This window comes from Hymenobacter sp. HSC-4F20 (genome assembly GCF_019599275.1).
GTDB lineage: Bacteria > Bacteroidota > Bacteroidia > Cytophagales > Hymenobacteraceae > Hymenobacter.
Window position 1 is genome coordinate 184,543 of record NZ_JAHZTD010000001.1, and the last position, 21,422, is coordinate 205,964.

21 protein-coding genes are annotated in these 21,422 nt (G+C 61.5%); 9 read left to right on the plus strand and 12 right to left on the minus strand.

What is annotated here, in order from left to right; all coding sequences use genetic code 11:
- Positions 1 to 15 precede the first annotated feature (15 nt).
- Complete coding sequence (locus K3G63_RS00825) at positions 16 to 618, minus strand: DUF4126 domain-containing protein (RefSeq protein ID WP_220612207.1); 603 nt, start codon at positions 616 to 618, stop codon at positions 16 to 18.
- 88 nt (positions 619 to 706) lie between these two features.
- On the opposite strand from K3G63_RS00825, the gene K3G63_RS00830 reads away from it, so the two are divergent.
- The 4 genes from K3G63_RS00830 (at position 707) to K3G63_RS00845 (ending at position 5,948) form a co-directional block, all read left to right on the plus strand.
- Entirely contained in the window at positions 707 to 1,132 is a 426-nt protein-coding gene (locus K3G63_RS00830; protein WP_220612208.1) for a PaaI family thioesterase, read from the plus strand.
- A 129-nt stretch (positions 1,133 to 1,261) separates the two neighbouring features.
- Complete coding sequence (locus K3G63_RS00835; protein ID WP_220612209.1) at positions 1,262 to 3,478, plus strand: ATP-binding protein; 2,217 nt, start codon at positions 1,262 to 1,264, stop codon at positions 3,476 to 3,478.
- A gap of 212 nt (positions 3,479 to 3,690) precedes the next feature.
- Entirely contained in the window at positions 3,691 to 5,115 is a 1,425-nt protein-coding gene (locus K3G63_RS00840) for an ATP-dependent RecD-like DNA helicase (RefSeq protein ID WP_220612210.1), read from the plus strand.
- 293 nt (positions 5,116 to 5,408) lie between these two features.
- Positions 5,409 to 5,948, plus strand: a complete 540-nt coding sequence (locus tag K3G63_RS00845) for a DUF1573 domain-containing protein (protein WP_220612211.1) — start codon at positions 5,409 to 5,411, stop codon at positions 5,946 to 5,948.
- 71 nt (positions 5,949 to 6,019) lie between these two features.
- Here K3G63_RS00845 and K3G63_RS00850 read toward each other — a convergent pair whose 3' ends face one another.
- The 5 genes from K3G63_RS00850 to K3G63_RS00870 form a co-directional block, all read right to left on the minus strand.
- Positions 6,020 to 6,397 (minus strand): DUF423 domain-containing protein, encoded by a 378-nt coding sequence (locus K3G63_RS00850; RefSeq protein WP_220612212.1) that lies wholly within the window; start codon positions 6,395 to 6,397, stop codon positions 6,020 to 6,022.
- Between the two features lie 113 nt (positions 6,398 to 6,510).
- Positions 6,511 to 7,230, minus strand: coding sequence for a YggS family pyridoxal phosphate-dependent enzyme (locus K3G63_RS00855; RefSeq protein ID WP_409070863.1), 720 nt, complete (start codon positions 7,228 to 7,230; stop codon positions 6,511 to 6,513).
- Positions 7,231 to 7,386: 156 nt separating this feature from the next.
- On the minus strand, positions 7,387 to 8,436 hold the full coding sequence (locus tag K3G63_RS00860; protein ID WP_220612214.1) for a VWA domain-containing protein: 1,050 nt from the start codon (positions 8,434 to 8,436) through the stop codon (positions 7,387 to 7,389).
- 43 nt (positions 8,437 to 8,479) lie between these two features.
- Positions 8,480 to 9,475 (minus strand): hypothetical protein, encoded by a 996-nt coding sequence (locus K3G63_RS00865; protein WP_220612215.1) that lies wholly within the window; start codon positions 9,473 to 9,475, stop codon positions 8,480 to 8,482.
- A complete protein-coding gene (locus K3G63_RS00870) occupies positions 9,468 to 10,367 on the minus strand; it encodes a DUF58 domain-containing protein (RefSeq protein ID WP_220612216.1) in 900 nt (299 codons plus the stop codon). The genes K3G63_RS00865 and K3G63_RS00870 overlap by 8 nt, the downstream gene beginning before the upstream one ends.
- A 37-nt stretch (positions 10,368 to 10,404) precedes the next feature.
- Between K3G63_RS00870 and K3G63_RS00875 the strand changes: the two genes are divergently transcribed.
- Positions 10,405 to 10,806, plus strand: a complete 402-nt coding sequence (locus tag K3G63_RS00875; protein WP_220612217.1) for a DUF4296 domain-containing protein — start codon at positions 10,405 to 10,407, stop codon at positions 10,804 to 10,806.
- Here the strand turns inward: K3G63_RS00875 and K3G63_RS00880 are convergent.
- The 6 genes from K3G63_RS00880 to egtB all read right to left on the minus strand — a co-directional run bounded on the left by K3G63_RS00880 (position 10,798) and on the right by egtB (position 16,975).
- Positions 10,798 to 11,130 carry a tRNA-binding protein gene (locus K3G63_RS00880; RefSeq protein ID WP_220613839.1) on the minus strand — a complete coding sequence of 111 codons (333 nt, stop codon included), beginning with the start codon at positions 11,128 to 11,130 and terminating at the stop codon, positions 10,798 to 10,800. The genes K3G63_RS00875 and K3G63_RS00880 overlap by 9 nt on opposite strands.
- Positions 11,131 to 11,223: 93 nt before the next feature.
- Positions 11,224 to 11,784 carry a DUF922 domain-containing protein gene (locus tag K3G63_RS00885; protein ID WP_220612218.1) on the minus strand — a complete coding sequence of 187 codons (561 nt, stop codon included), beginning with the start codon at positions 11,782 to 11,784 and terminating at the stop codon, positions 11,224 to 11,226.
- A 117-nt stretch (positions 11,785 to 11,901) separates the two neighbouring features.
- Positions 11,902 to 13,275 carry an MATE family efflux transporter gene (locus tag K3G63_RS00890; RefSeq protein ID WP_220612219.1) on the minus strand — a complete coding sequence of 458 codons (1,374 nt, stop codon included), beginning with the start codon at positions 13,273 to 13,275 and terminating at the stop codon, positions 11,902 to 11,904.
- A gap of 97 nt (positions 13,276 to 13,372) precedes the next feature.
- The gene (locus K3G63_RS00895; protein ID WP_220612220.1) at positions 13,373 to 14,494 is read right to left on the minus strand and encodes a pyridoxal phosphate-dependent aminotransferase; all 1,122 of its coding nucleotides are present in this window, start codon (positions 14,492 to 14,494) and stop codon (positions 13,373 to 13,375) included.
- A 48-nt stretch (positions 14,495 to 14,542) separates the two neighbouring features.
- Positions 14,543 to 15,595 carry an L-histidine N(alpha)-methyltransferase gene (egtD, locus tag K3G63_RS00900; RefSeq protein ID WP_259404225.1) on the minus strand — a complete coding sequence of 351 codons (1,053 nt, stop codon included), beginning with the start codon at positions 15,593 to 15,595 and terminating at the stop codon, positions 14,543 to 14,545.
- Between the two features lie 84 nt (positions 15,596 to 15,679).
- Positions 15,680 to 16,975: an ergothioneine biosynthesis protein EgtB gene (gene egtB / locus K3G63_RS00905; protein WP_220612221.1), complete on the minus strand. Its 1,296-nt coding sequence runs from the start codon at positions 16,973 to 16,975 to the stop codon at positions 15,680 to 15,682.
- Between the two features lie 259 nt (positions 16,976 to 17,234).
- On the opposite strand from egtB, the gene K3G63_RS00910 reads away from it, so the two are divergent.
- From K3G63_RS00910 to K3G63_RS00925, 4 genes are all read left to right on the plus strand, one after another.
- Positions 17,235 to 17,471, plus strand: a complete 237-nt coding sequence (locus tag K3G63_RS00910) for a KGG domain-containing protein (protein WP_220613841.1) — start codon at positions 17,235 to 17,237, stop codon at positions 17,469 to 17,471.
- A 172-nt stretch (positions 17,472 to 17,643) separates the two neighbouring features.
- On the plus strand, positions 17,644 to 18,717 hold the full coding sequence (locus K3G63_RS00915; protein WP_220612222.1) for an o-succinylbenzoate synthase: 1,074 nt from the start codon (positions 17,644 to 17,646) through the stop codon (positions 18,715 to 18,717).
- Positions 18,718 to 18,801: 84 nt separating this feature from the next.
- Positions 18,802 to 20,097: an aspartyl protease family protein gene (locus tag K3G63_RS00920; RefSeq protein ID WP_220612223.1), complete on the plus strand. Its 1,296-nt coding sequence runs from the start codon at positions 18,802 to 18,804 to the stop codon at positions 20,095 to 20,097.
- A 164-nt stretch (positions 20,098 to 20,261) separates the two neighbouring features.
- The gene (locus K3G63_RS00925; RefSeq protein ID WP_220612224.1) at positions 20,262 to 21,422 is read left to right on the plus strand and encodes a hypothetical protein; all 1,161 of its coding nucleotides are present in this window, start codon (positions 20,262 to 20,264) and stop codon (positions 21,420 to 21,422) included.

Genomic DNA, 21,422 nt, shown 5'->3' on the forward strand with positions numbered 1-21,422 from the left:
GCACACGCAGAAGAGTTAAGCCGGCCGGGGCGGCACCAGCCCCTGCCGGGCGGTACGCCGTTGCCGCCACCGCCGCAGCCGCGCCAGCACCCACACCACGCTACCTAGTGCCACTACTGCCATCAGCAGCGGCAGCAGCAACCCCAGCACGGTGCCCACAATAGCCAGCAGGTTTTCGAGGGTAGCCAGCACGGGGTTACCTAGGCCGGCAGTAGTAACCGTAGAGCCGGCTCGTAGCAGTGAGGTGCCCGTTTGAATGATGCCCGCCGTGCCTCCGCCCGCCAGTATTCCCAGCCCCCACCGCAGCATAGGCGGCAGGTCGGGCAGGGTAGAAGTCATCAGAATGGTGCCCGCAATGAAAGCTGCCGGACCCGTAATGGTGTCCAACAAATTATCCACGACAGGGATGTAGTAGCCCAGAATTTCGGCTACTGTGGCCGTGCCCAGAACCGCAACCGCCGGCCAGGTGCCCAACCAGGCAAAGCCCGCGGCCGGAACCAGGTAGCCCGTTCGGTAAGCCAGGGAAGCGGCTAGTAAGGGCACAAATACGCGAAAACCACTGCATGCAGCCAGTGCCAGGCCCAACGCCCCGGCCAGGAGGTAGTCCAGATGTTCCATGATGCGCAAGCGGAAAAGAGGGTAGGCGTGCTGCCGCCAAGCCCAGCGGCCGGGAAACTTCCAAAAGATACACAACCTTTGCGGCTCTATGACTACTGAATCACTCGAAACCCGCATCCGCCGCAAGCTCACCCGTCAGCACTTCATGCACCATATTGGCGCCGACCTTACCCGCATTGAGGAAGGTAGGGTAGAAGCCGAGCTGCCCCTTCAGCAGCACCACCAGCAGCATAGCGGCTTTGCCCACGGCGGGCTGGTAGCTACCATGGCTGACTTAGCTGCTGGCTTTGCCGCCGTAACTCTGGTGCCCGATGGTACGGGCGTAGTAACGGTAGAGTTGAAAACCAGCTACTTACACCCTGGCGTAGGCCAAAAGCTGCGGGCAGTGGGCTGGGTGCTAAAAGCCGGGCGCCGCCTCCACTTCTGCGAGGCCGAGGTATGGTGCGATGAGAAGCTGATTGCCAAAGCCACTGCTACCATGGCTGTAGTAGAGCCCCCGGTTAGGCAGGGCTAATACCTCAGCAATAGCAGAGGGTACTGATTACGCCTTGCCGGATAGGTATTGCGAGCGGGTTCTGCCGTTTTCTTCCCAACTTGGCAGGAAGTCCGGGTTTTCTTTCCGGGCCATAGTGCCGCTTGTTATATGAAATGGATTATTGCGCTGTGCTTCGTACTGCTAGGTAGCCCGTTGGTAGCGCAACACCGGTATTGGGTGGCCAACTACGATTCCTTAGCGCAGGTATTACGCCGTCAGACTACCGATACCGCGCGGGTGCGCACCATCCGCCACATGCTGGATGTGGGGGAGCTAACGGAGCCGCGGCGCCGGCAGCAGGCGCTGCCCTTGCTTAACGAGTTACTTACCCTCAACGCCCGAACCCAGCAGTTCGACGAAGCACCGTACCAGGAACTGCGGGCAGGCTTGGCCTTGTGGGTACAGGCAAAAAACCACTCCCAGGCACTAGCGGCGCTGCACCAGGCCATCGACCTGTTTGATGCGGCGCAGCACCCCGTTCCCCAATTGCTTGTCGATCTGGCCCCGCTGTACAATGAGCTGCGCGGATCGGACCTGCGCATGGCCTACTTTCAGCGCAAGCTGCTGCAGTACCGGGTGCATGGGGTGATGGAGAATGAGGCAGCGTGCCACTTGGTGCTGGGCGGCTCTTACCGGCACCGGGGAGACTACAACCAGGCCATTAGCCATTATCTGCACGCGGCCGATTTATTTAAAAAATTCAACCGCATTTACTACAGCAAGGAGCTGATGGTAGCCGGTACTACCTACGCTGATTGGGGAAACCCCAACAAGGGCCTGGAGTATTTGCAGCAGGCAGTTACGCTAAATGAGCGGTACAAAATGGGCGGCTTACAGCCCATGTTTGCCCAGCAGGCCCTCTCAAAACTATACCTGCAACAAGGGCGGCTACCGGAAGCGTTGCAACATGCCGAAGCTACTCTGCAGACAGCGCGCCAGGACTCCGTAGATCGGGAGCAGTTTACGGCTTATGCGCTGGTATTAAAAAGCCTGGTGTTATTGGAGATGCAGCGAACAGAGGCTGTGCTGCCGCTGCTCACGCGGGCGCAGCAGTTGGCCGACTCGCTGCACATGCCCATTAGCGCCCGCCCGGGCGAGTTTGCCCTGGATGTCGCCTGGGCCCAGTACTACACCGCTCGCCACGAGTACGACCAGGCCAACGCATATTGGCAGAAAGCCTACCAACAGGCTACGGCCATCAACTTCCAGCTCCTGCGCCCGAAGTATCTGCAACAAATAATTCGCTTTCAGGATAAGCGGAACGATGCAGAGTCGATGCGCCGCTATACCCGGGCGTATTTCAACCTGCTAGATACCCTGAACCGGGCCCAGGGAAGCAGCCTGCTTGCCCAGTACGAAGGAGAACGGCTTGCGCAGGCCCAAAACGAGCAGATTGCCCGGCTCCGGCAGGAGAAGGTAGTGCAAGACTTACGGCTGCGCCAGCGGAGTAAGCTGCTGGGGGTGGCCGGGGCAGCCATTGTGCTGGTTTCCTGCCTTGGTGGCGTCGTGTTTCGGCAGCTGCAAATCAATAAGCACACCTTGGCGCAACTCCGCGCGACGCAGAACCAGTTGGTGCAGTCGGAAAAGTGGGCCTTTGTGGGCGAAGTATCCGCCGGCATAGCCCATGAGCTGCAGAACCCGCTCAACTTCATGAAGAAATTCGCCGAAGTCAGCACCGCCCTGGTTGACAACATGCACGACCCTAAGAAGCAGGCGGGGCTTGAGCAGGAAATTCTAGTGGGCTTGCGCCAGAACCTGCAGGAAATCAGTCAGCACGGTATCCGGGCCTCCGCTATCATCAAGGATATGCTGGAGCACTCCCGCTCCGGTACCGGGGAGCGGGCCCCTACTGATCTGAATGCCCTGGTTCTGGAGTACCTGCAACTGGCCCGCCAAAGTCAGGAGTTAGGAGAGCAAGCCCAGCAAACGGGAGTCGTAACGGCGTTGGCCCCGGAGTTACCCACCGTATCGGTAGTGCCCTCCGACCTGGGCCGGGTGCTGCTGAACCTGTTTACCAATGCCTTCTACGCCGTGGCCCAGCGCAAGCACACCGCCGACGACACCTACGTGCCCCAGGTACAGGTGCGTACGCAGCTGGTAACGGGCACCGTGGAAGTGCGGGTGCAGGATAACGGCATCGGCATGACGCCCGAAGTGCGGGAAAAAGCCTTTGAACCCTTCTTCACCACCAAGCCCACCGGCGAAGGCACCGGCCTGGGCCTCTCCCTCAGCTACGACATCGTCAGAAGCCACGGCGGCACCATCCGGGTGGAATCTGAAGCGGGCCAGGGCGCTGAGTTCATCATCATCTTGCCAGTAGGGTAGCGCTGAAGCCAGAGACGGTAAAATGCCGCTGGTTTCGCCTTCGGCTACGGGTAGCAAGAATGTATAGCCTGTGAAATAGAACTGGCGCCCAGAAGCACACAGCGTTTTTGGCAGTGGCCATAACACGTTTCCTGGAGGCCTATTTCCAGCAAATGACCTACCGCCCTATGGGAGCTTAAACCGGCGTAGCTTTGTTACCCGAATACACCGCTATGCTTTCCGTTAGAACCCCCTCCGTCCGCGACTTTTTTCCCCACGAACCCACCCAGGACCAGGCCACCCTGTTTCGGCAGATGGATGGATTCCTCAGCGACGCCCTACCCGGCCGCAAGGCCTTTGTACTCCGAGGGTACGCCGGTACGGGCAAAACCACCGTGGTCAGCGCCCTGGTGCAGTGGTTGCACCGGATGGGCCGCAAATACGTGCTGATGGCGCCTACCGGCCGCGCGGCCAAGGTAATGAGCACCTACTCGGGGGTAGCCGCCAGCACCATCCACAAGAAAATATACCGCCAAACCAGCGGCACACCCGCCCAGGGCCTCTCGTTTCAGCGCCAGCCCAACCGGGCCCAAGACACGCTCTTCATCGTGGATGAGGCATCCATGATTTCCGATGAAAAAGCCTTCGGTGAAAACGGCCTCCTCGACGACCTGATGAACTACGTGTTCGAGAAGCCGTCGAACCGCCTGCTACTCATCGGCGACACGGCCCAGCTGCCGCCGGTAGGGCAGCTGCTCAGCCCCGCCCTCGACCCCGAGCTGCTGCGCCACCGTTTCCGCGCGGAGGTGGCCTCGGTGGAGCTGCGCCAGGTGATGCGCCAGGCCGAGGAGTCGGGCATTCTGATGAACGCCACCGTGCTGCGCGAAGAACTACGGGAGGAGCACCCCCAGATTACCTTTTTCACGAAAGGCTACCCCGATATTTTCGCCATGAACGGCGACAAGCTCGAGGATGGGCTGCGCTGGGCCTACAAGAACTTTGGCCACGAGAATAGCACCATCATTTGCCGCTCCAACAAGAACGCCAACCAGTACAACCAGTACATCCGGCGCATCCTCTTCGAGGCCGAGGACGAAATTGAGTCGGGCGACTACCTCATGGTGGTGCGCAACAACTACTACTGGCTGCCCAAGGATTCAGAAATCGGCTTCCTGGCCAACGGCGACTTTGTGCAGGTAGTAAAAATCATTCGGCGCACCGAGGAGTTTGGCTTCCGCTTCGCCGATGCCCGGGTGCGCCTGGTAGACTACCCCGACGAGCCCGACATGGAAATCAAGCTGCTGCTCGATACCCTGCACACCGAAAGCCCTGCCCTGCCCGCCGACCAGAACAAGGCCCTGTATGATGCGGTAAGTGCCGATTATGCCCACCTCGAAACCAAAAAGGAGCGCACCGCCGCTCTGCGCAAAGACCCTTTTCTGAATGCCTTGCAGGTAAAATTTGCCTACGCCCTTACCTGCCACAAAGCCCAGGGCGGGCAGTGGCAAGCAGTATTCGTGGACCATGGCTACCTGAAGGAAGATATGGTGAACAGCGAGTTTGCCCGCTGGCTGTACACGGCCGTTACCCGCTCCTCCGAAAAGCTTTTCCTGCTAAACTTCAACAAAAAGCTCCTCGGCGACGAAACGGAGGACTAAAGACGCCTAGCCTTCCCGCCGCTGAGGTGGCTGAAGCACTTGTAGGGCTTCGGCAGGGGGTAGAGAACGGAAGAGGATTTCGTTGCTGGTTTGTTTGTAAGGCGCTTACGATCAGGCAGGCAGAGGTAGAGAGCACGCTAAAAAAGCTGGCCGGAAAAGAACGGAACATTGTCTGACTAACGTTGTTCTTCACGTCGACTTCGCCCGCGCCGTGGAAAACTGGCACGTAACTTGGCCCGGCCCCCGAAACTTGTAATTTTGCTTACTTCCAACGCATTCAAGCAGTTCAACCGATGAAAAAAGCACTTCTTCTGGCTCTTTCCCTGTCCGTGATGGGCGTAGCCGCTCAGGCACAGACAGCAGCCGTTAAACCGGCTAATGCCCAGACTAAAGTAGCGGGCCCGCAAATCCAGTTTGATGAAATGAAGTATGACTTCGGCTCCATCAAAACCGGCGACGTAGTTGAGCACACGTTTAAGTTCAAGAACGTGGGCACCCAGCCCTTGGTGATTTCCAACATTGGGGTGAGCTGCGGTTGCACTACCCCCGACTGGACCCGTGAACCCGTAATGCCCGGCAAAACCGGCATAATTACGGCCAAATTCAACTCGGCCGGCAAAATGGGCATGCAAAACAAAGTGCTGACCATTGAGTCGAACTCGGCGGGCGGTAACGCTATGGTTTCGCTGGTTGGCGATGTGAAAGAAGCTAACGCCGCCATGACGGCCGCTCCGGCTTCGACCGACGTTTCGGCTCCTACCGACACCAAAGACGCCAAGCAGAAAACCAAGATTGGCGACAACAAGATCAAAGCCAAGAAAAAAGCTTCCTAAACGGTAGTTTCGCTGAAGCAAAAAAGGGCTTGCCAGCAATGGCAAGCCCTTTTTGTTGTCTACCTAGTAACCTAAACCTGACGGGCAGCCAGGAGCAAGGTAATCCAGCCGGCAATGAGCAGCACCCCGCCAATAGGAGTAATTGCGCCTAACTTAGTGATGCCGGTAAGACAGAGCACGTATAGCGAGCCGCTGAAAACAACTACTCCCCCTAGCCAAAGCCAGGCCGTAGTGCTCAGACTCTGCAGCTCCGGCTTTACGTGCAGCAAAATGCCAATGGCCAGCAAGGCTAAGGCATGATAAAACTGGTAGCGCACAGCCGTTTCAAAAGTTTCGAAGCGGCCAGAAGCCTCCAGCATGCCGCGCAGGCCGTGAGCCCCGAAGGCTCCAATGCCCACGCCCAGGCCGCCCAGCAAAGCTGCCAATTGGATGATAAGTCGAGCTGTCATGGTAGTGTCGTTGATGATGAGGTATCAGACTGCGGTTGCGGCGGGTGTGTCAACCGGGCTGGGAAAGCAGGGCTACCGAATAAACCGTGCCTGCTAGCCCATGACCCGTACCGTTACCGAGCGCCAAAAATAGCGCTGCCCACCCGAATCAGCGTGCTGCCTTCTCGCAGGGCCAGCTCATAGTCGGAGCTCATGCCCATGGAGATTTCGCGGAAGGCTTCATCCTGAGCGAAGTACAAGGCTTTCAGCTTGTCGAAATAACCGCGTAGCTGCCGAAACTCCCGGCGCAACTGGTCTTCCTCGGGGGTGTTGGTGGCAATGCCCATCACGCCCGCCAGGCGTACGTGGCGCAGGCCCCGGAATTCCTCTGAGCGCAGTATGTCCTCTGCTTCGGGCAAGGTAAGGCCGGTTTTGGTTTCCTCGGCCGCAATATGAAACTGCAGTAGCCCTTCAATCACGCGGTTATGCTTGGCGGCTTGGCGCTCAATCTCCAGCAGTAGCTTCAGGCTATCAATGCTTTGGATGGTATGTACGAAGGGAGCAATGTACTTAACCTTGTTGGTCTGCAAGTGCCCAATAAGGTGCCACTCAATATCAGCCGGTAACTCAGGCTGCTTGGCGGCCATTTCCTGTACCCGGTTTTCACCAAAGATTCGGGCCCCGGCGTCGTAGGCCTCGCGCAGGCGCTCAACAGGGTGGGTTTTCGTGACGGCTACCAGCCGTGCCGCCGAGCCAGTAAGCTGTTGCTGAATGCGGTGCAGGTTTTCAGAAATCACTGATTTACGCTGATTAACCTGATTTCGCAACTTGGCAAAGCGGGCGGAATCAGGGATGGACTAAAGTGGGTTAACGGCAAAGCTACTCTAGCAACCCCAAAGCCTCCACTCAGTTACTTGGGTTGAACAATTTATGTGGGGTAGGCAGGTAAGCAATGCTACGGATGGAAGCCAGCCCGAGCACTACAGCAGGGTAGCTTCTGCCGCGCAGCCTTAGTCTTCCAGCGCGTTGGATAGAAACGTGTTTTTCAGCCCCAGCCACACGAGCCACAGCCCCAGGGACCAGTACAGGTACATGCGGTAGTAGTCGCGGGTGTTACGGTAGCGGGTCTGCTTTATTTCGGATTTCTCGTAGCGGTTAATCTGGGCGAAGGTTTGGCGGAGGCCTACGTTATCCGTGGCCCGGAAAAAACGCCCCTCACCAGCCTGGGCTATCTGCCGCATGGTCGATTCATCGAGGCGGGTGCTAACGTAGGTGGGGCGGCCTGTTTCATCGGTGCCGTACGGTACAATACCATCCTGCCCCAGCCCAATGGTATAGATCTTGAGCCCGTAGGCATGCGCCAGCTGGGCGGCCGTGAGCGGGTCGAGGGAACCGGCAGTATTCTCGCCATCGGAAAGCAGAATGCACACTTTCGAGCGGGAGCGGGAGTCGCGTAGGCGGTTGGTGGCTACCCCCAGGGCGGTGCCAATGGCGGTGCCGTCGTTGGCAATCATGCCCAGGCGCAAGCCTTGCAGATTGTCGCGCAGCAGGTCGTAGTCAGTGGTGAGGGGAGCCAAGGAGTAGGCGTCGCCCGCAAAGGCCACCAGCCCGATTCGGTCGCCCTGGCGGCTATCAATAAACTCGCGGGCGAGGCGCTTGGCGGCTTCCAGGCGGTTAGGGCGCAAATCCTGCAGCTCCATGGAGCCCGAAACGTCCAGCACCAGCAGGATGTCAATGCCTTCGCCGCTCTGCACGACGCGCTCATCCGTGCGCTGGGGACGGGCCAGGGCCACAATTCCGAAGCCTAAGCTTAAAGCCAGCACCACATCGGGCAGAAAGCGCAACACCGTGCTCCAGTCGCGCGGGAGCTGCCCGGCCACAAAGGCTACGCCCAGGCGCGCCCGCCGCCGCCGCGCCAACACCCAACGCAGCACAAACAGTAGCGGCACCAGCGGCAGCAACAGCAACAGACGGGGCTGCTCCCAGGTATAGCTGGCCAGGGTGGCATAGCGGACGCTATCCAGCAGGGGAGCTACTACATCGGGCCAAAGCTGCGGCATGGGGCAAAAGTAGGGGCAAAAGAAATGAGAAACCCGCCCGCTGCTACGAGGCCACCGCCGGCGCCGCCAGGGCGGTGGCCTCACCCGACCCGCGTACACTCTGCATGTACTGGCGCTCGGCAAATCGCCGCAACAGCTCGAAAGCCAGGTCGGTTTCGGTGTCGTCTTCCGAGAACTGCTTACCGTAGATAACCCGGTCGGCCAGGCGCAGGGCCAGGCTCACGTCGGCGTCGCGCTGGTAGTGCACCACAATTTCGCGGGTTGTCAGGCTGGTGATATTGTTGTCTTCGAGAGTGGAGAGGTAGTTTTTCCAGAGCGTGATGGCGCGCTCCATGTTGGTTGGCGAGCGGGACAAGGTGAAGCGCTCTACGTGGCGGGCATACTGGGCCAGGAAATAGGCGTGGTTTTTCCGAAGGCGGTAACGGCGGTAGCGCTGCCGCAGGCCGCGCCGGAAGCCCAGTACTACCCCACCCACCAGTGCCAGCGCTACCCCCAGCCCGGCCAGCCAGTACGGATAGTTGAATTGGGGCTCAACGGGTAGCACCTGCAGATTCTGCCGCAGCACCGGCGGGTTGCCATCCAGGGTGGTGGGAGCCGTCCGGATCAGGCGCACCGCCGCGGCAGAGGTAGGCAGCAGCAGGGTGTCGTGGCCGCTGAGCACGGTTACGGGGAGCACCAGGTGCTGCACCGAGTCCAGGGCGAAGGTGCGCAAGCGGTACACGGCGCGGTCCAGGCTGCGACCTTGCCGGGTGCGGGTAGGGTAGTAGCGGCGCCCCACGTATTCGAAAGGTGTGAAGTCGGCGGCCGAATCGGGGAAGATGACTTCCAATTCCGGCGCGTGCCGGTAGCTCAACTCATACTCAACAAGCTCACCTACCCGCACGGCAGACCGCCGGAACCGACCCATAGGCCCGTCGTTGCCGCCGCTGCTGGCTCCGGCAGGAGTCTGGGCGGCTGCCCCGGCCGCAAACAGGAGCAGCAGCAGAACTCCGCGGCCAGCAGCGCGCAGCCATCTAGAAAAACCTGCTGCTTTACCCACGGCCCCCGCGCTGGTTACGCCGCCGGAACAGATTGACCAGCTGGGGTACAAAATCCGTATCGGTGGCAATGGAGAGGTACTCAGTCCGGTGGCGGCGGCAAATCTGCCCAATCTGCTCCCGGTTCTGCTCGTAGGTGGCCCGGTAGCGGGCCCGGAACGCGGCCGACGACGTATTCACCCATACTGTGCGCCCCGACTCTTGGTCATGCAGCGGGATAATGCCCAGGGGGGGGAACTCCCGCTCCCGCTGGTCCAGCAGCTGCAGCACTACCAAATCGTGCTTGCGGGCCAGCATGGTCAGTTCCCGCTCATAGTCAGCGTCAATAAAGTCGGAAATCAGCAGCACAATGGTACGGCGCTTGAGTAGCCCCAGGGCTTGCTTGATGCCCGCCGACACGCCCGTATGCCGGCTGTGGGGCGTCAGCTCAAACAGGCGCTTGATGAGGGCGTAGGCGTGGCGGATGCCTTTGCCAGGGGCCAGGTAGAGTTCCTTTTGGTCGGAGAAGGCCAGGATGCCCAGCTGCGCGTCTTGGCGGGCGGCGGCCAGCGCCAGCACCCCGCAGATTTCGCGGCCCACGTCAATCTTGCGGCGGCTGGCCGCCCCTACCTGCTGGGAGGCACTCACATCGAGCAACAGCAATACCTGCTGCTCACGTTCTTCCTTGTAGGTTTTTACGAAGGTACCGTGGCCCTTGCTGGATACGGCCCAGTCGATGGCCCGCACCTCATCCCCGTACTGATACAGCCGTACATCATCAAACTCCAGCCCCGTACCTTTAAAGACGGAGTGAAAATCGCCCTGCAGCTGGGCGTCTACCGCCTTGAGGATACGGATTTCCATCTGCCGAAGCTTGCGGACGAGGTGCTGGAACGGCGAATCGGCGGGTTTCATTTCAACTAAACTACGGGTTCCTGCTAACTTTGCTGCCGTGAAAAACTATTCGTTTCGAGTAATGATGTGGGTGGGCACCCTGGCCCTGAGCCTAGCCGCCTGCCAGAAGCCGGAGGAGGTAGCGCCTCCCCGCCAACTCATTCCGCGCGACAAGATGATCCGGCTGCTGGTGGAGCTGCACACGCTGGAGGCCCGCACTGATGGCGCCGGCCTGCCCACCGATTCGGCCCGGGCCCTGTTCCGGGAAGCTCAGAAAAGCCTCTACTGGCGCTACGAAGTTAACGACTCGGCCTTCACCCAAAGCTACCGCTACTACGCCGTGCACAACAAAGACCTGGACGAGATTTACGCCGTGGTGGTGGACAGCCTGGCTCTGCGCGAAGTTCGCCAGCAAGCCAGTAGCCCGACCGCCCCGCCGCGCGCCCCGCTGCTAAACTAGGCGGCTGCCATTGGGTAGGGGGCCGGCCACTGTGGCCAACACAATGTGGCCAGCAGCATCGGCGGCACCGGTAACCAGCACTTCCGAGCGGAACGGACCGATTTGCTTGGGCGGAAAATTAACTACGCATAGCACCTGCCGGCCAATCAGCTCGGCGGGTTGGTAGTGGTGGGTAATCTGGGCGCTTGACTTTTTACGGCCAATTTCCGGGCCTAGGTCAATCAGCAGCTGATAGGCGGGCCGCCGCGCCTGCGGAAACTCGCGTGCTTCCACAATGGTCCCCACGCGCATATCTACACGTTCAAATTCTTCCCAAGTGAGCATCATGCGGTGAAATAGTAATCGGGCGGTTTAGTGGGTTTTCTGGTGGCGCAACTTACGCTAAGAAAGCGCTCCAAGCACTACTCCGCCGCTGCGCTATTTGAGGGCAAAGGCATCAAGTTGCTGTAGGCGCTGCTGCACCTGTTGCTCCCAGGCCTGCTGGCGAGGCTGGTTGAGGCCGTGGTTGGTTTCCTGGTCGTAGCGGGCTTCTTCGCGCTGCCAGGTCAGGAAAGCCATTTTAGTGATGTTATTGAAGGCCGGCTGCAGCTTCTCGCAGTCGAGCTTCACGAGGCTGAGCTTCTGGCGCAGCAGGCGAGCATGCACCTCCGTTAGGTCGAAGTGCACCTGCTCGTGGCGCAGCAGGGTAGGCGTGGCGCGCTTGGGGTCCCGCACCCACGACTCCGTAGGCACGAATACGGCCTTCACCTGGGCCGAAAACACGTAATCAACGCAGCCTACCTTGGCGTCAATGCTCGAGGAAGTCAGGGCGGCCAGTCGGTCGGACATGGGCCGGCTCTTGAAGTCTTCCCACGTGAGGGGGCGGTTGGCGCGCCATTCCAGCTTAGCCGCTTCAGAGGGAGGTGCGGCTACCGCCGGCCCCTGGGCAACGGACGAGAATACCCCTAGTAACCAAGGAAATGAAAAGAACAGAAGCATGGGCTGCTGAATAGGACTGGGCAAGAGACAAATACACCCTACAACGACAGCTAAGCCAATAATATTGTACTACAGCCGGAAGCAGAAGCTCAACGTTCTCGTAGAGAGAGGTCCTGCTTAACGCGCGGCGAGGGTGGCTTCGTTCACGGGTGCGGCAGTTAGTACAGGCCGGCGCCGGAAGCGCAGCAGCAGTACACCCGCCACCAGCGTCAGACCCGTGAGCAAGCCTACCCACACGCCGGTGGCCCCCCAGCCTAAGTGAAAGCCCAGGACGTAGCCCAGGGGCAGAGCGGCCGCCCAGTAGGCCAGCAGGGCCACTACGGAGGGCACCTTTACGTCTTCCAGGCCCCGGAGCGCCCCCAGCCCGACAACCTGCAGCCCGTCGGAAACCTGAAATGCTGCCGCAATCAGCAGCAGGGACGCCGCTTGGGCCACCACGGCGGGGTCGTGGTTGTAGTAGAGCGGAATAGTATGCCGACCCAGCACAAGCAGCACCCCCATCAGGCTCATAAACAGGAACGTGAGCAGGTAGGCGGCCAGGCCGGCCTGGCGCGCGCCGTGGGCGTCTTGCAGCCCCCGGTGCTTGCCCACCCGGATAGTGGCCGCCGCCGCAATGCCACTGGCGGCCATATAGGTTACCGAGGCTACGTTGATGGCAATCTGGTGGGCGGCCAGGTCGGTAGCGCCGAGCCAGCCAATCATGATGGCCGAGAAGCTGAAGGCTCCCATTTCAAACATCATTTGCACGCCAATGGGCGCGCCCAGCCCTGTAAGGCGGCGGAGGCCAGGAGCGTCGGGGCGCAGGGTACGGGCCGCAGCTTCCCGGTAGGGAAGCAGGCGCCGGGCACGCAGCACGTAGCCGGCCATGAGCCCGGCCATAAGCACCCGGGCTACGAGGGTGGCCCAGGCCGCCCCCATCATGCCCAACTCTGGCAGCCCCAGCCTGCCAAATACCAGCCCGTAGCAGAGCACGGCGTTGAGCACGTTGGCTTGCACGGAAAGCAGCATGGCCTGGCGGGTAAGGCCTAGGCCCTCGGCAAATTGCTTAAAGCCCTGAAACAGCATCAGCGGCAACAGGGACAAAAACATCACCCGCACCCAAGGGGCTGCTAACGCTACTACCTCGGCGGGTTGGTTCAGGTAGGGTAACAGCGGTGGCACCACCAGCCCGCACAAGGCCAGCACTACCCCGGCCCCGGCACTCAGCCACACGCCGTTCACCAGCAGGCGGCCCAGCGCGGGCACGTCGCGGCGGCCATCGGCGGCGGCCACCAGCGGCGTGATGCCCATAGTCAGGCCCATGCCCAGCACCATCACAACCGTCGTCACGCTCACGCTCAAGGACACGGCGGCCAGCGCTACCTTGCCGGTCTGGCCCACAATCATGCTGTCGCAGACGTTTACCAGCACATGCCCAAGCTGACTGAACATCACGGGGTAAGCTAAGTCGAGGGTGGGTAGCAGGTGGGCGCGAAGCGAGGAGCGGGACATACGGCAGGTACAGAGAAGAACCACAAAGGTACAACACCCGGCTGCGGTGGCAACCGGGCCTCCTCGGGACGGCCTCCGCTCCCTGGATTAGGGTCCTCTATCCGGCGGCACGTGGCTTACCGAGCCCGGCGCGCAGTCGCTGCAGCGCTTCCCGTAGCTGCGGCTCGGGTAGGGCATAGGAGAGGCGCGCAAAGCCCGGCGCTCCGCAGGCTCCCCCATCTACTACCGTTACCCCGGCCGCGTGCAGGCGGGCTACCAGCTCCGCTGAGGCCTCGGCAGGCGGTAGCGTGGGCTGCAGGTAGGCGCGCAGGTCGGGGAAGGCGTAGTACGTGGCCTCGGGCTGCAGGGCGGGCACCCGGGGCAGGGCAGTCAACTCTTGCAGCATAAGCTGGCGGGTATCGTGCAACTGCGCCAGCAGTCCGGCGGCAATCTGAGGGGCCTGCTCGGTAGCAACCAAGGCCGCGTGCTGCGCCGGAGCCGGCACCGCACCGGCGGTAGCGTGTTGCCAAGCCGCCGCGGCCCGGGCCTGCGGCAAGGGAGCCACCAGGTACCCAACGCCCCAGCCAATCAGGGCCAGAGACTTGCTGAACCCATTGACGACCAGGTGCCGGCCGTGCGGATCGGGAAAGCTGAGCAGAGATGGCACAGGCGACGCACCAAAGGCAATGCGGTCATAAATTTCGTCGCTGAGCACGAACACCTCCGGAAACTCCCGGGTAACGGCCAGCCAGGCCGCCACTTCTGCCCGCGAGTACACGCGGCCCGTGGGGTTGTTGGGGTTCGAGAACAGCACTACCCGGGTTCGGGGGGTAAGGGCGGCCTGCAGCAGCTCGGGCGGAAGGGCATAGTTGTCCTCGGGGTGCAGGGGTAGGGGGCGGAGTGTGCCGCCGGCCCGGGCTACCAACTCCCCAAACCCAAACCAGTTGGGTGTGGGCAGCAGCACTTCGTCGCCGGGGCGCAGCACAGTCCGGAGCAGGGCAAACAGCGCCGCTTTGGTGCCGGCCGTTACCACCACGTTATCGGGCTGCACGGCGGAACCAGCTTGCTGGCAGGAAGTGGCTACGGCGTGGCGCAGGGGCAGGAGCCCGGCAGTGTCAGAAAGCGGCAGTGTGCCCGCCTCAAGCAGGCGGCTTGCCGCGGCTACGGCTTCGGGCGGTGGCAAAAAGGAGCCGTAGCCCGAAGCCAGGCTAATAGGGGCCGCGGAATCAGGAAACGACATGAGCAGGTGGCAGTGAAGTGCAGTAAAGGCGCGCCGACAGCCGCAAGGCTAGGCTTCAGGTCGCAGAATTACATCCGCAAAGTACTCCTGCTCATCGGTAAAGAATTCCTCTACCACTAGGCCGCTGGCCTGAACCGTTGCCGCAATGCCCGGCCGGGTAAACTTGTAGGAGTTTTCGGTATGAATCATTTCCCAAGCCGCAAACTCCACCTGCCAGTCTAGGGCGGCAAAGTGCACGGTTTGGGCCCGGGTGCTCACCAGAAAGGAACGCACCGCCCCACTCAGTGGGTCGTAATCGGTGTAGTGCTGCCAGTGGGCCAGGTCGAAGGTGGCACCCAGCTCCTGGTTGAGGCGGTGCAGCAGGTTCAAGTTAAAGCGGGCCGTGACGCCTTGCCTGTCATCGTACGCCGCCCGGATCAGGCGCGGATCTTTCTGCAAATCAAACCCAATCAGCAGCCGGTCGTCGGGGGTGAGGGGCAAAACCAGATGCTGCAAAAACTCCTGGCGGTCCGGGGGCAGAAAGTTGCCGATGTTAGAGCCCAGAAACAGCACCACCTTGCGGCCCGGGCGGCTGGCCATCAGGCGCAGGGCGTCGCCGTAATCGGCTACTACGGGTTCTACCTGCAGGGCCGGCAGCTCCGCGCGCAAACTCCCCGCCAGTCCCTGTAGCGCGGCCTCGGAAATGTCGACGGGCACGTACGTAAACCGAACGTCAGTTTCCAGCAGGTGCCGGAGCAGAATCTTGGTTTTCAGCCCGTCGCCGGCGCCCAGCTCCAGCAGGAAAAACGGTTCGGCAGGGTTTTGGGGCCGCAGGGCGCGGCCAATAGCCTCCCGGTGCCGGGTCAGCAGGTTAAACTCCGTGCGGGTGGGGTAGTACTCCGGCAGAGCCATAATCTGCTGGAATAAACGGCTGCCCTCGTCATCATAGAAATACATGGATGACAGCGTTTTAAAGGGCCGGCTCAGGCCTTCCTGTACGTGTTGGGCCAAGCCGGGAGCAGCTGCCGGGGCAGTAGGCATAGGCGTGTGGGGCGGCTCGGCAGAAGCCACGGCCGCCGGGGCAGGCCAAGATCCGGGAGTAGGGGCGGAGGGAGAGGACATAGAAATAGGCGAGAGAACTGCCGGAGCGGACCGGTGGGGCGGCCGCCAGCGGGAGGTCGGAGAGAAGCGGCAAAGAACGTACGCTCAGCGAGCCAGGCGAATACCCGTGAACTGCCAGCGTTTATCGGGGTGGAAGAAATTGCGGTAGGTAAGGCGGATATGACTTTGGGGCGTCGCGCAGGAGCCCCCGCGCAGCACCAGCTGACTTACCATGAACTTGCCGTTGTACTCGCCCAGGGCCCCGGCCGCCCGCTGGTAGCCGGGGTAGGGGTGGTAGGCCGAATACGTCCATTCCCAGGCGTCGCCCAGCAGCTGGTGGCACTGGTCAGCGGGGGCGTCGGGGGAAAGGGGCTGCGGGTCGTAGCGGCGGCTTTCCAGGAAGGTGCCAGTGAGAACTGGCCGGAAGCGGCGGGCGGCAACTTCCCATTCTTGCTCCGTGGGTAGGCGGCACCCCCGCCAGTGGGCGTAGGCATCGGCCTCGTAGAAACTTACGTGGGTAACGGGGGCGGCAAGGTCAACGGGCACCAGGCCGTGGTGGGTGAAGCGGTGCCAGGCCCCGCTCTGCAGCACCCAGTACAGAGGCGCCTCCCAGCCCTGCTGCTGCACCAGGTCCCAGCCCTCGCCCAGCCAGTAGCGAAAGTCGCGGTAGCCGCCGGCTTCCATAAACTCCAGATACTCAGCATTGGTTACTAAGCGGTTCTGCAGCTCGAAATCTGCTACGTACGTGTCGTGCGGGGCCTGCTCATTATCAAAGCAAAAGCCTTCTTCTTGAAAGCCAATGCGGTACACCCCGCCCGGCACCGGCAGCCAGCTTGCCGGCGGCGCCACGGCCGCAGCCTCCGCAAGGGCCGGTGCGGGCTGGTAGGCCGGGGCCAGCGGGCTGGTGCTCAGAATGTACTTGATGTCCGTGACCAGTAGTTCCTGGTGCTGCTGCTCGTGCTGCAGCCCCAACTCAAACACCTCCTGGAAAGCCGGGGGTAGGGTATCCTGCAAGGCCAGCAGCCGGGTCATCTGCTCATCCACAAACGCGCGGTAGGCATACACCTCCTGCACGGGCGGGCGGGAGAGCGTGCCCCGGTCGGCGCGGTTCACGCGGGAACCCAGGGAGTTGTAGTAGGAATTGAATAGAAAGGCGTAGTCGGGGTGATAGACCGTGTAGCCAGGCAGGTAGGGCCCGAGCAGGAAGGTTTCGAAAAACCACGTGGTATGGGCCAGGTGCCACTTGGGCGGGCTCACATCAATAACAGGCTGCACCACCGTGTCCTCGGCCAGCAAAGGGCGGCACAGCGCCTCCGTTTGCTGCCGCACAGCCCGGAAGCGCTCCGCGGCCGACAGCTGGTAGTCTGGTGAGGGTAATACGGAGGCTGGACTTGAGTTCATAGGGCAGTAACGGCAGCTAAACGCACGTAAGGTAAACGATAAACCGGGTTGGTAGTTTTGCTTGGCTAGTACTTAAGCTCGGCGGTACGTGTTTGACGTAGCCCGTGCGTATAAGTACGATCAGCTCCTCAGTACAAAGCGGTATTTTGCCCTTGAAAGTAGGTTATTGAGCTTGGCAAGGGCATCTTCGGTTACTCTCCATCGTTAGACAACCCAGTTACCGACCGGAGGATTACTCCACTTACCAACCCTACGAGCTATGAACACCAAATCCGCCAACCGCACTGCCCCGGCCGAAACGCCCGTAACCAAGCGTCCGCGCGGTTTCGCCGCCATGGACCCCGCCACCCAGCGCCGCATTGCCAGCGAAGGTGGCCGCGCCTCGCACCAGAGCGGCCGAGGCCACCGCTTTACCTCAGAAGAAGCCCGGGCTGCCGGCCGCAAGGGGGGCCAGGCCAGCCGCGGACGCGGCACGCAGGGCACTGCCGCCGAATAAGCTACCCGCTGAGGTGGACGACGGAACGGGTACTGCCCGTTCCGTCGTCTGCGCGGCGCCGCTCCCGCCTCGGGTTTCCGGGGTAGGAGCGGCGCTTGCTTTTCGGGCCCCGGCCGGGGCCCGCTCGTATATTGGAGGCGGTTCTGCCGTCTCAGCCCCCGCGTATCCGCCCATGCTCCAACTCCGCCTTTCCCGCCGCGTTCTGCACTTCAACTTTCCCGCCCGCACTTCCCGCGGGGCTCTTACCGAGCACGTTGCTCATTACCTGCACCTGCACGACTCCGCCTCGCCGCACCGGGAAGGGGTAGGCGAAGCGGCCCCGCTGGCGGGCCTCAGTCCCGACTACCGGCCGGATTTTGCGGTTACCTTGGAAGGGTTCGTGCGGGAGTTCAACCGCCGCCAGCTCCGCGAGCTGCTGCCCGAGGAAGCTATTGAGCTAGTTGGGCCCGAGTGGCCGGCACTGCGCTTTGCCCTGGAAACGGCCGCCCTGGACCTGCGGCGCGGCGGGCGGCACTGCCTCTACGATACTGCGTTTAGCCGCGGGGAGGCTGGCTTGCCCATCAATGGCTTAATCTGGATGGGCGAAGCGGCTTTCATGCGGGAGCAGATTGAGAAGAAGCTGGGCGAAGGATACTCGTGCCTGAAGCTCAAAATTGGGGGGCTCGACTTTGCCACGGAGCTGGCGCTGCTACGTGAAATTCGGGCTGTGGCCGGCCCGGACCGCCTCACCCTGCGCGTGGATGCCAACGGCGCCTTCCACCCCAACGAGGCCCTGGCCAAGCTGGAGCAGTTGGCCCACTATGAGCTGCACTCTATCGAGCAGCCCATCCGGGCCGGGCAGTGGGCAGCTATGCGCGAGGTGTGCCGGCACTCGCCCGTGCCCGTAGCCCTCGATGAGGAGCTGATTGGGGTAACCGACCCTGAGCAGCAGCAGGCGCTGCTAGACCAGACGGCCCCCGCCTACCTGATTCTGAAGCCTACGCTAGTGGGCGGGCTGGCGGCCAGCCTGGCATGGGTAGCCCGGGCCGAGGCTCGCGGCCTGGGCTGGTGGCTTACATCGGCCCTGGAGTCCAACGTGGGCCTGAACGCCATCAGCCAGCTGGCCGGCTCCTGCGCCCAGCCAGGTTTTCCACAGGGGCTGGGTACGGGACAGTTGTATCATAACAATGTGGCGGCGCCACTCTTTATCCGGCAGGGACATTTGCACTACCTGCCGGAAGGGACATGGGAGCAGCCTGATGCATGATTTGGTGCAGGGCGCGAAGCTACGCCTGGCACGTGCGCGGAATAGGATTTTTGGTTATCTTACCAGACCTAGTTTCCCACCGTTATGCTTCGGCACTTGTGCGTTATTCTGCTGGTTTCGAGCCGCGCTTGGGCGGTAGGCATAGCTATGTTGTTGGGGGGGCTGCTCACGGGCGTAGCCGCCGTGCCGGCAGCGGCCCAGCCCGCCGCATTTCGCTTCGTGCGGGGCGCTGCCCGGCAGGCAAAGGTGCCGTTCTTCTTGCAGCGCAATCTTATTCTGGTAAAGACGTGGCTGAACGGCAAAGGGCCCTTCACCTTCATCCTCGATACGGGCATCAACACCTCCCTGATTACGGACCCGCGGCTGCGGCAGGAGTTGAACCTGACGGTGGGCGGGCGTTTTCTGGTGGCGGGAGCCGGGGAGGAAAACCCGCTGGAGGCGTTCCAGATTCCGGCCGTGGCCGTACGCCTCGCTGATGGCGTGGAAGCACCCGCTTTGCCCTTTCTTATGCTCTCCGACGATGTGCTGAACTTGTCCGGCTACGTGGGGGCCCCGGTGCACGGGCTGCTGGGGGCCGATGTGTTCCGAAGCTTCGTGGTGGAAGTAAATCCGGTGTCCGAAATGCTGACCCTGCGCGCCCCCGCCACCTACCGGCCACCGGCCGGCCGGCGCTGGGCCCGTATTCCGCTGGATATGGAAGGCCGCAAATCCTACCTGACCGTGCCCGTGCAGCTCAACGATACGCTCCGCCTGCCCGTCAAGCTTGTGCTGGATACCGGCGCTGGTCACGCCCTGTCCCTGGAAACTACCTCCGATGCCCGCCTGCAAGTGCCCCAGCACCGGCTGCGGACCCAATTGGGGCGGGGGCTTAATGGGAACATTAACGGCTATCTGGGGCGGGTCTCGGCCCTGGAGCTGGGGCGCTACCGCGTGCCTGCCCTGCTCACGTCTTTTCCCGATGCTGCCGACGTAGCCCTGCGCGTGGATGTGCCCCGCAACGGTAACCTGGGCTTTGAGCTGCTCAAGCGCTTCACCGTTGTCATCGACTATGCGCACAACCAGCTGCTGCTGCGGCCCAATGAAACCTTCCACGACCCGTTCGAGCATGATATGTGCGGATTTGAGGTACTGGCCACTGGTCCCAAACTTCGCCAGTTTAAGGTGCTGCGGGTAGAAGCCGCTGGGCCGGCCGCCGCCGCCGGCATTCAACCCGGCGACGAAATACTGTCGGTGAACCTAATGCCCGCGGAAATGCTCACCTTAACCCAGCTTAGCCGCCTGCTGCACTCGGCCGATGGGCGGCAGCTGCTCTTTATTGTGCGGCGAGCGGCTACCAGTGAGCTGTTCACGACTACCCTGCGGCTAAAGCGCCAAATATGAGAAGTAGCTGCCACGGGAAGCAGTGGCCTTTTTGCCGGGCTTTTGCGTAAATAGGCTACCGCTGCGCCGAAGGCAGGCCCCGCGGCTACATCGGTAAAATCTCTACCTTAGAAACCCCGCCGCTTTTCCGCGGCTGCTTTTCCTTGCCCGCCCACCCTTCCCGCATGGCTTTGCCTTCGTCTGCTGCGCAGTTTCAGGTGCCGCCCCACCTTCAGGCGAATCAGCATATCTATTACGACTACTTCGATCCGAACTTCGTCGAAACCCTGGACCGCAACATTTTGCAGTTGCTGGACCGGGTGTGGTTTCGCTCGGAGCTCGTAGGCTTCGATGATTTTCCCCAGCGCAACCGCCCCGACCGGCCCCTGCTGTTCGCCTCGAACCACTCGGGTATGGCCTTCCCCTGGGATGCCATGGTGGCCCTTTCGCACTTGTGGCGGCGCCTGCCCAGCCTGCACCACCTGCCGCGCCCCCTGTCGGCGCCTATGCTTTCCCAGTCGGTGCTGATGAACCCGTTTCTGGTGAAAAACTTCTGGAAGAAATGCGGCTGCGTGGATGCTACTACCCTCAACTTCGAGACGATGATGTACTACCAGGACCACAACCTGATGCTGTACCCGGAGGGGGTAGCTGGCATCGGGAAGGGGTTCAACCGGAAGTACCAGCTGCAGCGCCTGGCTACCAGCATTGTGCGCTTGGGCATTGAGCACCGCACCGATATTATTCCGTTTTACACCATCAACGGCGAGTACCTGAACCCCTACGCCTATAGCTGGGACTGGGTAAACCGCTTGAGCAAGAAAATTGGCATTCCCTTTATTCCGGTGGGGCCCATTTTGCTGATGGTGCTGTTGCAGCCCTGGTTTTTCTACATGGCGTTTCCGGCCAAACTCACCTTTGTGCTGGGCCGCCGCATCCGGCCCTACGAGCTGACCTCTAAAACCCCCGCCGAGCTTACCCGCCCCGAGTACGAAGCCTTGTCGGGGCAGATTCGGGAGAAGATGCAGCAGGAGCTGGACGCCGCCGTGCAGCACTATGGGCAGCGGCCTTACCAGTGGCGGGAGTTGTGGCAGCGCATCAAGGAAAACTGGCGCTACTTCCCGTTCTTCCTGCCCTGGGCCTGGCCGGCCCTGTTTCGCGAGTTTGAGCGGCAGTACGTTCATAACGGCCGCCGCGACTTCGACCTGAATTTGCGCAGCCCCGGCGCCTACTGGCGCATGATATGGCGCAATCCGTTCACCCTCACCTTCTTTATTCCCGTATTAGGCTGGATTCCTATTGCCATTCGCGGCTACAAAGGGCACCGGATAAACAAGCAGGAATAA